This is a genomic window from Paenibacillus wynnii (assembly GCF_000757885.1).
Classification (GTDB): domain Bacteria; phylum Bacillota; class Bacilli; order Paenibacillales; family Paenibacillaceae; genus Paenibacillus_AQ; species Paenibacillus_AQ wynnii.
The window spans coordinates 316,606-331,468 of sequence record NZ_JQCR01000003.1 but is presented as its reverse complement, the minus strand read 5'-3'; the positions used below and the strand labels follow the sequence as shown (position 1 = coordinate 331,468).

Genomic DNA, 14,863 nt, shown 5'->3' with positions numbered 1-14,863 from the left:
CCCGGTAGGCAATTAGCCTACCGGGGTATCGTTCTCTCGCAATCTAAAATAGCTTAACAGAAACGTACGGAAAGAATGAGCAACCAGCGGGAGCTTCTCATCCGCACGATGAATCAATCCCACTGTCCTTGTTATTGTTGGATCTACGATCCTCACTTGCGCGGGCTGCAATGGATTCGTCTGAAATAACGCCATTTCAGGAAGAAGACTAACTCCCATGCCTGCAGCCACCAAACCTCGAATGGTATCTGTCTCTCCACCTTCAAAGGCAATCTTCGGTTCAAAGCCGGCCTGTAAGCACGCCTGCCACACTATAGGCCTTAGGGAGTAACCTTCACTGAATAGTACGAATTTCTCTTCCTTAAGCTGCTCAAGTCTTATGAGCGACTCTCCTGCGAGAGGGTGATTCTGAGGGAGGATAGCGAACAGCTCCTCTGTCATCACAATATCTCCCGTTACGTGCACATCTGTATCCGGAAAGGGAGAAATGAATGCCAAATCCACCTCTCCCGATACTACATCCTTGATTAAAGAGTGATATGAGCCCTGCTTAAATCGAAACTTCACATGCGGATAATGCTGACGAAATTCCGCCACTATTGTAGGGATCAGATGTGTTCCAAGGCTATGAGGGAAGCCGATGCGAATCTCACCAAGCTCAGGATCGAGAAATTCATGAATCTCAGCAACAGAACGATCCAACTCCTTCAACACGCTTTCCACCCGTTTACAAAAAAGCTGACCCACTGGAGTAAGCTGCAAGTTACGTCCTTTTTGCACAAATAAGTCAACACCAAGTTCCTGCTCCAGTTGATGAATCTGACGGCTTACCGCAGATTGCGCCACATGCAGCTCCTCCGCTGCTCGTGTGACGTGTTCTTTTTGAGCAACTTTAAGGAAATATTGCAGTTGTCTAAGCTCCACGTCAATATCGCCCCTATCTTCTATTTCTTTTGAATAACCGGATAATTAGACCATATATAAAGAATCCGGCAATCATTCCCCCGATGTGCGCCATGTAATCAACATTTGGTATGGCAAACGAAGTTATCAAACCCATCACAAGCAAGCCGTACAACGTTTTACGGGACCCCTCATCCATACTCGCACGCTGAAATAGTGCAATATACAGAAATGCTCCGTATACAGCATAGATCGCCCCAGAAGCACCAACTGAAACGGTACCATCCACCCCCGGAGAAGGAGTGCTAAGAGCCATAGATAGAACGTTAGCTAGAACGCCTCCAAATAAATACAGCACCACGTACCTCCACCAACCTAGCAAACGTTCTAGCGGCGGAGCGAATACCAGCAACGCAAAGCTGTTGAACAGAAAATGGGAAAAACCGTTGTGCAAAAAGATAGCCGTCAAATATCTCCAAAGTTCACTCTTGTATGGTTCGGTATCAACTGTAGCGCCAAAGTCAATCAACGTATAAGGATCTGTAGAACCGCCGTTAAGTGTCAAAATTAGAAACATAACTACGTTTGCCAACAGAAACAAGCAAGTAGCCGGATAAAATTTCAGATAGCTTTTCCAATTCTCATAACGTATGAATATCATAGCACCCATCCTTATGTACCCATCCAGTTGGACATGGTCTTATTAAAAAGATTATAATTTATAATGGCAGTACAATCCATTTTTAAAATATGAGGAGGATTTAATAACATGGCACAAGAAAGAACAGGTGTAGCTACTTTTAAAGGAAGCCCTATCACTCTCATAGGCCCGGAGTTAAAGGTTGGAGATTCTGCTCCCGATTTCGTAATCAGCAAGAACCTACTGGAACAAGCCTCTCTCAGTGATTACGCCGGCAAGATCAAGCTGATCAGTGTTGTACCTTCTCTTGATACCGGAGTATGTGACGCTCAGACCCGCCGCTTCAATAGCGAAGCTGCTGATCTAAGTGATGACGTTGTTATTCTCACAATCAGTATGGATCTGCCTTTTGCCCAAGCCCGTTGGTGCGGAGCTAGCGGCATTGAGAGTGTCATAACATTATCCGATCACAAAGAAGCTTCATTCGGTGAAGCCTACGGCGTACTGATCAAGGAGTTCCGCTTGGACATGCGTTCAATCTTCGTATTAGATAAGAACAACATCATTACTTATGTCGAGTATTTAGGTGAAATGGCCGAGTCTCCCAACTTCGAAGCCGCGGTTTCTGCCGTCAAAAGCTTAATGTAGTTGCAGACAAATATACAATTATAAGCCTGAAATTCTGAAAAAGCGGAAGAAGGAACTCCTTCTCCCGCTTTTTTAACTATATAAACCTTCGAATGCCTGAGGCTGAAGCTGTCGTATTCATCCTAACGAATAATCAACGCCTCAGATTCATCTTGTTAATCCAATTTAAATTTTCCCAGCTTTTTATCAAGGGATTGATATAGACGTTGAATTACACGGTAATTAGCCCCTAAGTCACCCAGGGAGCCTCTTGAAGCAGAATAAATGTCCACACCGCATCTCATCGGCGAAGTATTGAGTACCGATACCGTAATATCAAGCGTGCGGCCAAAGGCCGTTCTTTTCTCCAGTGTAATCTCACCCACAGATTCCACCTCGTGCAATACCTTGTAACCAGGGATTTTCTTCAAGGTCGATGATACTTCCTCCCACGCCTTGTCCCTCATAAGATTGTAATAACGCGTTTTTAATGTCGGGTCTTTTGCACGGTCGCTCGTTCCATCATGACTGCGGAATAAGCCTACCAAAGTTCTCTTTAACGACAAAATTCTTCCCCCTCTACAAATCCCAATTCACTATTATAAGTGTAACACTCTTACACTCGGAACAAAAGAGGAATGCTTCTTCTCTTTTGCATTTGCACTCTCTTACAGTGTCATAAAATTCTTAATTCCTTATAAATTAAGAAAACGCCCTCTTTCCCGGTAAGGGAAATTGAGCGTTTGGATAAAAGTGGAAAACCCGCTTATGCCGTCCGGCTACAGTGTCTTCTGAACCTGCTATAGCAGGTGGGTGATCGCAGAAAACGTTTTTGAATTCCCCACGTCGTATAGACAGGGCTGTTCAGCTGCGTTTCGTGTAGATCTCCCAAGACATTATCATTGGTTCAAAACAACGAGCAACCGTAACGAACATCGCAGGATTTATAACTATTATATTGCGTTTTAACGAAAAAGTAAACCTTGTATGCGCTTTATTTTACATTTGATAATATCTTCCAGATGAAGTTGCGAATGTTGCTGCGCTTCTTAAATCCGTTTTGTTTGTTGCTCACTATCCTCATTCTCACGGTCCGTACCCTCATTCAGCGCCGCTTCTTCAGCCGCCTCTAGTTCTTCCTGTTTCTTCTTCTCCACCTGCAATTGCAGCTTGTTATAGGTAGCATAGAAGTTAAAGAAGGCAACCATAGCTATAAGCGTCGGAATACAAATAAAGTAAAGCACCGGGTACTTCAGACCTATATACACCAGAAATGCACCAGCAATCAATGTTGAGAACACACGAATAGGACGAGCGATCGTCAACAGGATGGAATTACTGACCACTTCTTTAAAGGTCATTTGATAATGCACAATAATGGAGAAGAAATTAAACATCGATACAAAAAGGATAATCATCAGCACAAGCATTAATATGCCCACAATCTTGAAGCTGGTCATCTGAGTCATGTATACCGTTACATCGATATACATAACTACGAACAATAGACTGTAAATCAAACCACCAAGCATACTTTTAACATAATTCTCTTTGTAGCCTTGAAAAAAAGTTCGGAACGTGCTGACATCGGTGTTGCCCATAACCCATTTACGAACTACTGTAAATAATGCTGCTGTAGCGGGGAATACGGTGAACGGTGCGGTAATACCCAGTACCCAGTTCAAAGTAATTTGTTCATTAGGCCCCCCTTGTTCCGATGCCATCATAATGATTTTTAAGACGGCGGTAAACAAGAATGGTATCGAACAAAACGCCCATAAGATGTTGCCGAAGGCGATGCGTGATATCCATTCTGTGATACGGTATAAACCGCCCATTGCTCCTTTAAACTCCAATTTCCTTCCTCCTGTCTATCTAGCGCATACTGCGTAATTTAACTATACCTTATTTGACCCTGTCATTTCCATAGCCCAAGTTTCAGAATATAGGTAAGGTCTACGTTAGATATAAAAATTGGACATATATTATTATTGAAAACAAGACAAAGTTCGCCGATAAAGGAGGTAATTCCATGTCCGCACCTGTTGCCTATTGCGCTTGGACTTCCACCGGTACTATTCTTGTCCTGTTTATCCTCCTCGTAATTATTAGCCGAACATTCATCTAATACCCCTTATCTACAAAAAGAAGACGGGGCCTCTAAAAGGCACCGTCTTCTATATTAGGCGCCTTATACAGCACCCATATTATCTTTACTCGAAGGAATCCTCACGCTTAGCTGGACGGCTAGGTGCGCTGCTGCTTGGACGTGATGAAGGCTTACGCTCTCCAGTACGGTTAGCTCCTGCATCTCTGCTTGCGCCTGCGCCAGCGCCAGCATCACGATTGCCTTTATAGCCGCCGCCATAACCGCCACTGCCACTACCGTAGCCACCACGGCTTCCGCCGCCGCTACTATCACGATTACCACGGTAACCGCCGCTGCTGGATCCGCCAGTACCTGCAGAACCACCACTGCCGCCGCGATATCCGCCGCCGCTACCACCGCTGCTGCTGCCATAGCTTCCGCTTGGTTTACGGCCACTGCGAATGTCATTTTTGCCTCCGCGACGTTTTGCACGAATTGGATCTTCTGGAGTCAATTCGATTTCTGAGTCTTTTTTGTCGCCGGTCAACAATTTCATTGCTGCGGAAAGTAATTGAACAGAATCATATTGCTCAAGCAATTGGATCGCCAAGCTCTTATATTCGTTCAGTTCCTCGCTCTCCACCATTCCAAGGACACGCTCAGCAGTAATGCGTTGCTTGCCTTCAATCGCCTCAGCCATAGTTGGCAAAGGTTTACGTGTAATCCGGTGACGGGTAACACGCTCGATTAGGTGTAAGTGATCCATTTCCCGTGGAGTTACGAAAGACCATGCTGTTCCTTCTCTACCCGCACGACCTGTACGGCCGATACGGTGAACGTAACTTTCCGGATCTTGCGGAAGGTCAAAGTTTATAACGTGGGATACACCAGATACATCGAGACCACGAGCAGCAACGTCTGTCGCTACCAGTACATCAATGCTGCCATCACGGAATTTGCGCATAACTGCATCCCGTTGATTCTGAGACAAGTCACCATGCAATCCATCAGCAGAATAGCCGCGTTTTTGCAAAGCTTCAGCCAATTCATCTACCCGGCGTTTAGTACGGCCGAAGACGATAGCAAGATCAGGAGACTCCATATCGATCAAGCGGCTAAGAGCTTCAAACTTTTGACGCTCAGGTACTTCAACATAAGCCTGATCAATCAAAGGTGCGCTGATTTGTTTTGGAATAACGGATATATGCTGAGGATTCTTCAAAAATTGTTGTGCAAGACGTTGGATGTTAGATGGCATTGTTGCGGAGAACAGCATGGTTTGACGCTCTTCCGGAACAAGCTTCAGGATACTTTGGATATCTTCCATAAAACCCATATCAAGCATTTCGTCTGCTTCATCTAATACAACGGTCTGAACATCGTCAAGACGAATTGTTTTACGGTTAATATGATCGAGCAAACGACCTGGTGTACCGATAATGATTTGTGGTTTCTTCTTCAAACCACGGATTTGACGGCTAATGTCTTGTCCGCCATATATTGCTATGGATCGAAGACCTTTAAATCTGCTTAGTTTTCCAATTTCTTCTGCCACTTGGATCGCAAGTTCGCGTGTAGGTGCCATAATCAGCGCGAGGATTCTTTCGTCTTCACGATCAATTTTAGAAATAAGAGGAATACCGAATGCTGCAGTCTTACCTGTACCTGTTTGTGCTTGACCAATTAAGTCCGATCCGGCCAACGCAAGGGGGATTGCCTGCTCCTGAATCGGTGTCGCTTCCTCAAATCCTAGTTCTGTGATTGCTTGCATAACTTTAGGCTGCAAGCCAAATTCCGCAAATGTTTTCAAATTATTCATGCTCCTTCTATACAGTGGACATTCCACATGCTTGTCTGTATTCTTAAGTAGCGGTAAACACATATATAGGCTGTCCAATCATGCCGGATTCTCTGCATGGTTTAGCGCGTATTGGGACGAAAATTCGTCCTATTATCAGGTACTTCAATTTATACCTGAACAACTGTATTTTACATCTGAATCAATGAAAAAATACCATTGTAACGTCCTACTCAAGAATATCCTATACATTATATCACAAACTCATTGATAAATACCAGTGTATTCCTTTCTTTCATTATTTACATTTCAGACTTTACATTTCAGACTTCGAGGTGAAATCTTTTGTTAAGGAATATTTGGTGTTATTCGGTTGTTTTTTTCGGCTCCGCTTTAATAGCCGCCGGTTTCAACCTTTTTTTAATTCCACATCGTTTGTTAAGTGGAGGCGTATCGGGTCTATCCATGTTAGTAGGTTACTTCACCCCCATTAATATTAGTCTTCTATATCTCTTGTTTAATATCCCTCTGCTTGCCGCTGGCTGGTTCCAGCTTGGACGGAGGTTTATTGTTCTAAGCATTGCTTCCGTTGTGGGCACCACCTGGCTGATGACCCTCATTCCTGTGATTCCCGTGGCTTCCGATATGCTGCTTGCTTCTGTTTTTGGAGGAGTGCTTGTTGGGATTGGCAGCGGGGTTTCCTTCCGCATCGGCGGTTCATCTGGAGGTTTCGATATTGTAGGCTCCATTATTACTCGCTACCGGGATTTCCCTGTAGGTAATGTACTTGTCAGCTTAAATGCGCTCGTGATCTTAGCTGCGGGATATTTCGATAATAACTGGAATTTAGCACTTGCATCCATGGTTTCCATTTATGTCAGTGGAAAAGTCGTGGATATGATTCATATCAGTCACATTAAGGTTACAGTGTTTATTGTCACGAACCGGACGGATGAATTACTCCGTCAGCTGTTGGGTCTTCAACGAGGTGTCACTAAGATCAAAACAGAAGGTGCTTACTCCCATGTGGAGAAGGACATGTTAATGACCGTAACCACCCGATATGAACTGGCAGAGCTGCAGCGCATCATCAAGAAAAGTGATCCTCAAGCTTTTGTGAATATTGTGGAGACGGTTGGAGTCATGGGTTCCTTCCGCAAGCGGTAAACCAAACAATGCACATGCTTTAAAATTATGATATATTAGGATCACGCAGGACCTTAACAATTTCATGAAGATTATGAATTACCCCTCTTTTTTCCAGGCACTTCGCTTTTCCGATGACCCTGAATTTCAGTTCAGTACTATTCGAAAAAGGAAAGGGTGATTTTTGTGGAAATGGAAACGGTAAAACTGTCAGCAATCGTCATGAGGTGGTATCCTGATATGATGCCGTTTCTTAAGCAGAACGAACTGAATTCTGTCATAGTTCTGCGGGACGGTCTGAGTATTCTGGAACCGGCAGATGCAATGGATATCATTCATTACAGCATTTGTGAGCATCAGAATTCTGCGTATCTTCAATGATCTTCAAGCAAGACAAGTCTTGATTGTTGCCGTTCAGGTTCGGCTCTTTGCCGAATTTGAACGGCATTTACTTTTTAGGGGAAGGTTTATAATTTCCGTTTCGCGTTTAAAGAAACAAGTAACCTTTTTTGACCATTTGCTACATGAGCAGATCTGCCACAAGATTGTTACAAACCTGTTCTTTTTGGGAGCAATCGTTCCTATATAATTTAGACAATGTACATAAAGGGAGAGAGAAAACGAATGAACATCACGTGGGCTTTATTGATGATGACCTTGGGAAGCGTAGGCGTACAGCATGATCAGAATGAAGCCGCAGTGGTATCCGCTCTGCAGTCCGCCATGAATCCCCCCGTCGTCTCACAACACAGCAGCAATCCTGAATCAACATCACCTGCAAATCCTTCAGTAACTCCAAGTCCCAGCGCTTCTCCTGGAGCGACAGATCCAAACCAAGTAATTCTCACTGATCCTCAACCGGATGCACCGAAGGTTAAAGGCATTTATGTCACAGCTTACAGCGCAGGGGGAGCCAGAATGGAAACCCTTCTGAATCTCTTGGATCAAACAGAGCTGAATTCAATGGTTATCGATATCAAGGATGATGCAGGTTACATTACGTATAAGACTGATAACGTTAATTTACAAACACTTGGTAAACCTCAACCCTTCATTGGTGATGTTAGCAAGCTTATGGAAAGACTTAAGAAACATGACGTTTACCCAATTGCCCGGATTGTTGTATTCAAGGACACCATACTTGCAAAGAAAAACCCGCAATTATCATTTGTGAATAAAGACGGCTCCGTTTGGAGGAACAAAGGCGGCGACAGCTTTGTTAATCCTTATAATGAAGACGTTTGGAAATATAATATAGAAATTGCAAAGGAAGCTGTTAAATTGGGTTTTAAAGAAATTCAATTTGACTATGTTCGTTTCCCTGAAGGCTTCGAAAAGAGAGCTGATACCCTTAAATACACCAAAAATGATAAATCACGAGTAGAAATCATTTCTGATTTCGTTAAATACGCTAAGTCTGAGCTCAACCCTCTCGGGGTTCGAGTATCTGTCGATATTTTCGGCTATGCCGCCTCTGTTCCAGCCGCTGAAGGAATTGGTCAAGATTTTGTAAAAATATCTAAGAATGTGGATATTATCAGCCCCATGGTTTATCCTAGTCATTACTCGACCGGCTGGTTCGATGTGAAAGATCCTGACAAGAATCCGTACGCAACTATCAAAGGTTCTATGATCGATACGCATAAGAAGCTTAATCCACTCGGCAGCTATAAACCCATCATCCGCCCTTGGATTCAAGACTTTACAGCCAGCTGGCTGGGAAGCGGACACTATGTGAAATACGGCAAGCAACAAGTGGAAGATCAGGTTCGTGCATTGAAGGAAGAAAATGTAGATGAGTTTCTGCTATGGAATGCTAATAATCGGTATACTGCCGGTGTTGATTACGAGAAATAATGCATACTGCTCTTATCCGCCTAATAAATAATCTAAAAGACCCGGCGCCTGCCGGGTCTTTTGCTAGAGTAAGGGAGATAATCCCACGAAAACTTAAGATAACGAGGAATACTTAATGATACAAACCCTATCACTCAGACAAAAAATAAATCAGTTTCTACACATTTTATTCCCGATTCTCGTTACTCAGATCGCGCTGTCAGCAATTACGTTTTTCGATACGAACATGTCTGGTAAATTCGGAACTGCCGATCTGGCCGGAGTAGCAATAGGTACCAGTCTTTGGATTCCTATACAAACTGGCCTTAGTGGGATTCTTATAGGGATAACCCCCATTGTCTCTCACCTCCTTGGAAGTAAAAAGGAGAAAGATGTAGCCTACCAGGTTATGCAGGGTATCTGGCTGTCACTGATCGTATCAGCCCTGGTCCTACTTATTGGTTTTATATTGTTATCCCCTATCCTCAACTTTATGAATTTGGAGAATTCAGTAAGGGATATTGCTTTTAGATTCCTGGGTGCTATTTCATTCGGCATACTGCCTTTGTTCGGATATACTGTGCTTCGCAGTTGTATTGATGCACTCGGACAGACAAGAGTATCCATGTTTATTACACTAATAGCGTTGCCTGTTAATGTAGGTCTGAATTATTTACTAATCTTTGGTCATTTCGGATTCCCCCGTATGGGCGGCGTTGGGGCCGGTGTCGCCTCAGCCATTACTTACTGGGTTATATTCGCAATTGCACTGTTATTTATTTACCGCGCAGAGCCGTTTATCAATCTTCGTCTATTCCGGGATTTCCATTCCCTGTCGCTGAGAAGTATCAAAGAATTACTTATCATTGGAGTGCCTATAGGCTTTTCCATCTTTTTTGAAACAGCCGTCTTTTCAGCTGTTACTCTCCTGATGAGCCGATTTGACACCATGACCATCGCCGCTCATCAAGCTGCCATTAACTTTGCTTCTACTTTATACATGATTCCACTTAGTATATGCATGAGCCTGACGATTCTGGTCGGCTTTGAGATGGGCTCTGGAAGGCTTAAGGATGCCCGCCAATATGGTTGGCTGGGGATAGGCCTTGCTGCGATACTGTCATTAGCTACGGCATTGGTTCTACTCTTTGCCGGAAGTCATGTTGCCAGCCTGTATTCGGCTGATCCGCAGGTGATTTCCTTGATTCAGCACTTCCTCATCTATGCCATATTCTTTCAAATTTCAGATGCCATAGCTACTCCGACTCAAGGTGTTCTGCGAGGATATAAGGATGTGAATCCTTCTTTTATCATTTGCTTCGTGGCGTATTGGATCATCGGCCTGCCAACAGGTTATCTTCTGGCTACTTACACGAACTTGGGAGCTTACGGCTATTGGATAGGGCTTATTACGGGTCTGGCTATCGGTGCTGTACTCCTCCTATCACGGCTAATTACCGTGCAACGCCGTTATGCTGCTAAAGATAAAGCTCAACCCTTGCACCAACTCTAAATTCAGATCTAAGTTTAGAGAAATCACCCAAACTAAAGGAGCGTCAAGAAGTTTGTGTATGAGAGTAGAAAGTAGCTTCTCGGGTATCCGCGACAATATGGAAAATCGTCTACCTACATGAGTTCAATATATATAGTTGCACAACATACACTTATATTTCTCCTTTAGCACACTTTAGGGTGTTTAATTGCAATTTATACACTTATTTTTTCGTATTGCGAGGTTTAATCGGCATATTCGTGTTTTTAGTTGCACAAAGTACATCTATCCATACATCCGTGCGCCAAAAGCTAGAAATAAGTGTATAAAGTACATCTATTCACTGACTGCATCCATTTCCTGGATAGCGTCAAGAAGTTTGTGTAAGAGAGTAGAAAGTAGCTTCCCGGGTTTTTGTTAGTAGTGCTGAATCTCCGCTTACATGATAGATTCCAAGTTATTTTTGACAAATTGAGTGACAAGATTTTCAAATAGATTATTAAGCATGTTTTCGGGTAAAATAGTCATCGAGTAGGGTCCCTTCTTGGTGGTGTCGTAATCCTGTGAATACCCTACTTTTTTGTGCCTTGACTAGGCTCCAAATCTTGGTACACAACTTATTTTACCCCTCCAAACTAAAGAGACTATCCTTCACTTTTAGTGATGGATAGTCTCTTTTTTAATGGTTCCTTCTTATTGGGATAAACGGGATGCCAATTCGTACAACTCGAGGTCGAAGTCTTTTTTCGTGTTAACAACCAGATCAATATCTGTAAGTGTGAGTTCACCTTTGATAATGCCACATGCTTTATCCGATTCACCTTCGATAAGCTTGCGTACCGCAAAGTCAGCAAGACGGCTGGCTAGGTTGCGATCTACTGGAGTTGGAGTGCCTCCACGCTGAATATGTCCAAGAACAGTAACACGTGCATCCAAGGAAGCATGACGATCTTTAAGGGCCAATGCTACATCTTCCCCTTTACCAACGCCTTCAGCAACAATCACAATACTGTGGCGTTTGCCTCGTGCGAAGTTATCACGCATACGGTCAGCTACTTCATTCAGATCATAAGGCATTTCTGGTACCAGAATGGTTTCAGCTCCGGAAGCAAGTCCTGCATGAAGAGCAATGTCTCCGCAGTGACGTCCCATAACCTCTACAATGGAAGAACGTTCATGAGAGGACATTGTGTCACGCAACTTATTAATAGCGTCTACTACAACACCAACTGCTGTATCAAAACCAATGGTGCAATCCGTAAAGGAAATATCGTTATCAATCGTACCTGGCAATGCCATGGTATTGATACCCAATTTGCTAAGTTTGTTAGCCCCTTTATAAGAACCGTCTCCACCAATAACTACTAAGCCGTCGATTCCCATTTCATTCAAAATGTCGGCGCCCTTTTGTTGACCTTCCGGTTTCAGAAAATCCAGACAACGTGCAGATTGCAGAATGGTTCCTCCGCGTTGGATAATATCACCCACGCTGCGCAGATCCATAGGGAAAATATCACGGTTCAACAGGCCTTGATAACCACGTTGAACACCATAAACCTCAATTCCATAAAAAAGGGCGCTGCGGACTACCGCACGTACAGCGGCATTCATGCCCTGGGAATCTCCACCGCTCGTTAATACGGCGATTTTTTTAACTTTTGACATTCTAATGTTCCTCCTTAAAATTGTGTGGAGCTTCCCTTAAATATAAGGTCACCCCACAGCATTACTAATACATGTGCTTGCGTATCCAACGGCTATTGACGAAGAAGAACAGCCTCGTTAGGGGGCTTCCTTTCATCAAACGCTTGGAGATCATACGAACTTCCCGCTGTTCGCTAACTTTCGGATCGGATAAATACAATGCCAGCAATCCTTCGATGACCATTCGATGCATAGAGGTCTCGGGTAGACTCCGGACATCCTTACGGGCCCACTCTACTATGGAAGCAAGACGATTCAGCATGATATCGGTGTTATCATAATAATTGCAAAAGTTGAGGTCACCGCCAGCTAGGTCTTCATCCTGGTCAATTAAATAATCCAGCATAATGTGCAGACCGCACACATTTGGGAAATACGCTGAACGTATCGTCGCTGAGGCTGACGTACTTAACTTGGGATCACAGGCTGCCAAAAAAAGCATAAAAACGCCCAAGGTAGATCCTGTTGCAGCCGCAAATTCGTTCCATTGTAAATGCGGTGCGCGATTCCCCTCAGCCTTCCACCATTCTTGAAGTGCATCTTCTCTAAGCTCTGGTTGAATATGCTTATAGACCTGAAGGTCAGTATAAAGCACTGCCAAATCATGAATCTCGGATGCCGCAGCTGAGTAGCCCGGCAGCTTGGAGATCATTTCTTGACACTTCTGCACCAGACGTTGCAAGTATCCGCCGTCATTCTGTTCACTACGAAGCGCATAATAATTAACCGGTTCAGCAATCGGATTAATAGCATCCAGCATGGATTGATGCAGGAGCCTGAAATCAGCAGGATCAAGTGACGTACTGCGATCACAAAGGTTGTCCAAATAATCACTAATCGTTTGATAAGCAACTATAAGCGGAATCAGTATATGTCTCATGGCCAAATTGCCGGCAGCATAAATTCCACCACCTTCACAATGAAACTGTTTCGTTTCAATGCTGGCAAGCGCTTGCTTTCGAAGCTCGGGATCGGGAATTCCTTCTGCATCTTCGCGCCAGAAATGGAGACATTCTCTCACTTCCGGGAGCACATACTTGTAGACCCTGCTCATAAGCCCAATTGGACCACGCGGGCTAAGGTAACGGCCTTGCTCAAATTCACTCAATGACGTTGCCTCCACATTGTTGTCTCCTTATCCAAATCAACATTATTATAATATGATCATCGTATTTGTACAAACAACAAAATCACTTATCGAACCTATAAAAGATTCTATTACACCGCTGTTTTAACCCACATGTATACTTTACTTATGCTATACTATCCGTATTTCTTAATTGGAGGAGTGCAACTACAAGGTTATGAAAGAGTATCCCCACAGCAGTTATAGTGATCAGAACTGGCTTCGTGCGTTTATGTTCACCATTTTTGGCACCAGTGTTCTAGCGGTCTCCTATTTCCCGCTTTTTTACAGACATCTGGGCTTCAGCAATTCTCAGGTAGGTCTATTGTATTCCTTAGGACCGCTAATTTCCATTCTCTCTAATCTATTTTGGAGTATGATAAGTGATCGGCTGGGTACAATCAAGAAAATTATGATGATTTTATTAGGCGGACAATTGATTTCGGTACTCCTATTATCGAAAGCTACCGAGTTTACATCAGTTATGCTTATATTGTCCTTTTTCTATTTCTTCTATTACCCAGTTTTCCCCCTCGCAGATACAATGGCTATTAAAACCGCACAGAAACATGGCCGCAACTTCATATCTATACGGGTGTTCGGTTCGCTCGGCTATGCGTTCTTTGCTTTAACCATTGGCTATATTCTTAGAGCCTTAGGAACTTCCTGGAGCATGACATTATGTCTCATCATAATTATAACGGCTCTCATCATTACATGGTGGTTGCAGGATGTTAAGAAAATTACCCCTGACACTCCTAATAAAAGAAATGCAAATTCTCAGGTTCCAAAGCCCAAAGAAAACGGGCTGCGGGAGATTCTTTTTCAGAAAGAGGTACTGTGGTTTTTTAGCTGCGTCTTTGTTCTGGCTTTAGGCCACCGCATGAACGAAGCTTTTTTAACTGTCAGCCTTAAGGAGATGGGCGCAGGAGACGAACTCATTGGATGGGCATTGCTTACATCCGCACTCAGTGAGATTCCAGTATTCTTCGCACTTAGTAAGTACGGTGATAGATTTAAAGAATTGCCACTGCTTGCATTTGCCAGCCTTATGTATGCAGTACGCTTCATTCTTATGTCCTGGGCGGATCATCCAGGCTCAGTGATTGCCATTCAAGCTATGCACAGCGTGACCTTTGGAATTTATTATGTGACCGCGGTTCGCTACATTTCTCGGATCATTCCAGACCACTTACGCGCTACAGGTCTTGCTATTTTCACTGTTGTATGGTCAAGCGCTGCAGGTCTGCTAAGCGGTACCTTCGGAGGGATCATATTTGAAGAATCCGGAAGATCCTTCTTCTACACCGTAGCCATGATTTTTTCACTTGCTGCTTGTGCTGGATTTCTTGGCAAACATGCATTGGATTCAGGTATTCATCCGACTATACAGCATACCCCTCTCGAAACAGATGAGACTTCTCAGCCTCCAAAAATTACGTTATAATTAGTTTTAATATCAGCTATTAGTACCTGGTAACAACTGTAGGAGGAAAACAGAA

At 43.6% G+C, this 14,863-nt stretch carries 14 protein-coding genes and 1 other RNA gene; 7 read left to right on the top strand and 8 right to left on the bottom strand.

The features are described from left to right. Window positions 1-12 precede the first annotated feature (12 nt). A complete protein-coding gene (gltC, locus tag PWYN_RS16705) occupies window positions 13-924 on the bottom strand; it encodes a glutamate biosynthesis transcriptional regulator GltC (RefSeq protein WP_036654370.1) in 912 nt (303 codons plus the stop codon). Window positions 925-937: 13 nt separating this feature from the next. Next, the gene (locus PWYN_RS16700) at window positions 938-1,564 is read right to left on the bottom strand and encodes a rhomboid family intramembrane serine protease (protein ID WP_036654365.1); all 627 of its coding nucleotides are present in this window, start codon (window positions 1,562-1,564) and stop codon (window positions 938-940) included. 108 nt (window positions 1,565-1,672) lie between these two features. Between PWYN_RS16700 and tpx the strand changes: the two genes are divergently transcribed. Beyond that, entirely contained in the window at window positions 1,673-2,191 is a 519-nt protein-coding gene (tpx, locus tag PWYN_RS16695) for a thiol peroxidase (protein ID WP_036654360.1), read from the top strand. A 155-nt stretch (window positions 2,192-2,346) separates the two neighbouring features. Here the strand turns inward: tpx and PWYN_RS16690 are convergent, their stop codons facing one another. The 3 genes from PWYN_RS16690 to PWYN_RS16685 form a co-directional block, all read right to left on the bottom strand. Beyond that, window positions 2,347-2,736, bottom strand: a complete 390-nt coding sequence (locus PWYN_RS16690; RefSeq protein ID WP_036654357.1) for a DUF1499 domain-containing protein — start codon at window positions 2,734-2,736, stop codon at window positions 2,347-2,349. A gap of 189 nt (window positions 2,737-2,925) precedes the next feature. Continuing rightward, window positions 2,926-3,117: non-coding RNA, 6S RNA (gene ssrS / locus PWYN_RS28740), on the bottom strand. A gap of 102 nt (window positions 3,118-3,219) precedes the next feature. Further along, window positions 3,220-4,026: a YesL family protein gene (locus tag PWYN_RS16685; protein WP_036654355.1), complete on the bottom strand. Its 807-nt coding sequence runs from the start codon at window positions 4,024-4,026 to the stop codon at window positions 3,220-3,222. A 176-nt stretch (window positions 4,027-4,202) separates the two neighbouring features. On the opposite strand from PWYN_RS16685, the gene PWYN_RS30050 reads away from it, so the two are divergent. Then, window positions 4,203-4,298 carry a hypothetical protein gene (locus PWYN_RS30050; RefSeq protein ID WP_036654353.1) on the top strand — a complete coding sequence of 32 codons (96 nt, stop codon included), beginning with the start codon at window positions 4,203-4,205 and terminating at the stop codon, window positions 4,296-4,298. A gap of 85 nt (window positions 4,299-4,383) precedes the next feature. Here PWYN_RS30050 and cshA read toward each other — a convergent pair whose 3' ends face one another. Beyond that, window positions 4,384-6,069 (bottom strand): degradosome RNA helicase CshA, encoded by a 1,686-nt coding sequence (gene cshA / locus PWYN_RS16675; RefSeq protein ID WP_036654350.1) that lies wholly within the window; start codon window positions 6,067-6,069, stop codon window positions 4,384-4,386. Window positions 6,070-6,402: 333 nt separating this feature from the next. On the opposite strand from cshA, the gene PWYN_RS16670 reads away from it, so the two are divergent. The 4 genes from PWYN_RS16670 to PWYN_RS16655 all read left to right on the top strand — a co-directional run bounded on the left by PWYN_RS16670 (window position 6,403) and on the right by PWYN_RS16655 (window position 10,552). Beyond that, entirely contained in the window at window positions 6,403-7,224 is an 822-nt protein-coding gene (locus tag PWYN_RS16670) for a YitT family protein (protein ID WP_036654349.1), read from the top strand. A 171-nt stretch (window positions 7,225-7,395) separates the two neighbouring features. Next, window positions 7,396-7,584, top strand: coding sequence for a hypothetical protein (locus PWYN_RS16665; RefSeq protein ID WP_036658735.1), 189 nt, complete (start codon window positions 7,396-7,398; stop codon window positions 7,582-7,584). A gap of 243 nt (window positions 7,585-7,827) precedes the next feature. Then, window positions 7,828-9,060: a putative glycoside hydrolase gene (locus tag PWYN_RS16660; RefSeq protein WP_036654346.1), complete on the top strand. Its 1,233-nt coding sequence runs from the start codon at window positions 7,828-7,830 to the stop codon at window positions 9,058-9,060. A 115-nt stretch (window positions 9,061-9,175) separates the two neighbouring features. Next, a complete protein-coding gene (locus PWYN_RS16655) occupies window positions 9,176-10,552 on the top strand; it encodes an MATE family efflux transporter (protein ID WP_036654342.1) in 1,377 nt (458 codons plus the stop codon). 672 nt (window positions 10,553-11,224) lie between these two features. Here PWYN_RS16655 and pfkA read toward each other — a convergent pair. After that, window positions 11,225-12,196: a 6-phosphofructokinase gene (gene pfkA / locus PWYN_RS16650; RefSeq protein ID WP_036654339.1), complete on the bottom strand. Its 972-nt coding sequence runs from the start codon at window positions 12,194-12,196 to the stop codon at window positions 11,225-11,227. Window positions 12,197-12,260: 64 nt separating this feature from the next. Beyond that, complete coding sequence (locus tag PWYN_RS16645; protein ID WP_036654334.1) at window positions 12,261-13,343, bottom strand: tetraprenyl-beta-curcumene synthase family protein; 1,083 nt, start codon at window positions 13,341-13,343, stop codon at window positions 12,261-12,263. A gap of 196 nt (window positions 13,344-13,539) precedes the next feature. Here PWYN_RS16645 and PWYN_RS16640 point away from each other — a divergent pair, with 196 nt between their 5' ends. Further along, on the top strand, window positions 13,540-14,808 hold the full coding sequence (locus PWYN_RS16640; RefSeq protein WP_157261200.1) for an MFS transporter: 1,269 nt from the start codon (window positions 13,540-13,542) through the stop codon (window positions 14,806-14,808). Window positions 14,809-14,863: the final 55 nt, after the last annotated feature.

Excerpts from the sequence above, each read along its gene's own strand:
- PWYN_RS16700 (WP_036654365.1), bottom strand. The coding sequence starts at position 1,564 with ATGATATTCATACGTTATGAGAATTGGAAAAGCTATCTGAAATTTTAT.
- tpx (WP_036654360.1), top strand. The coding sequence starts at position 1,673 with ATGGCACAAGAAAGAACAGGTGTAGCTACTTTTAAAGGAAGCCCTATC.
- PWYN_RS30050 (WP_036654353.1), top strand. The coding sequence starts at position 4,203 with ATGTCCGCACCTGTTGCCTATTGCGCTTGGACTTCCACCGGTACTATT.
- PWYN_RS16665 (WP_036658735.1), top strand. The coding sequence starts at position 7,396 with ATGGAAACGGTAAAACTGTCAGCAATCGTCATGAGGTGGTATCCTGAT.
- PWYN_RS16660 (WP_036654346.1), top strand. The coding sequence starts at position 7,828 with ATGAACATCACGTGGGCTTTATTGATGATGACCTTGGGAAGCGTAGGC.
- PWYN_RS16655 (WP_036654342.1), top strand. The coding sequence starts at position 9,176 with ATGATACAAACCCTATCACTCAGACAAAAAATAAATCAGTTTCTACAC.
- pfkA (WP_036654339.1), bottom strand. The coding sequence starts at position 12,196 with ATGTCAAAAGTTAAAAAAATCGCCGTATTAACGAGCGGTGGAGATTCC.
- PWYN_RS16640 (WP_157261200.1), top strand. The coding sequence starts at position 13,540 with ATGAAAGAGTATCCCCACAGCAGTTATAGTGATCAGAACTGGCTTCGT.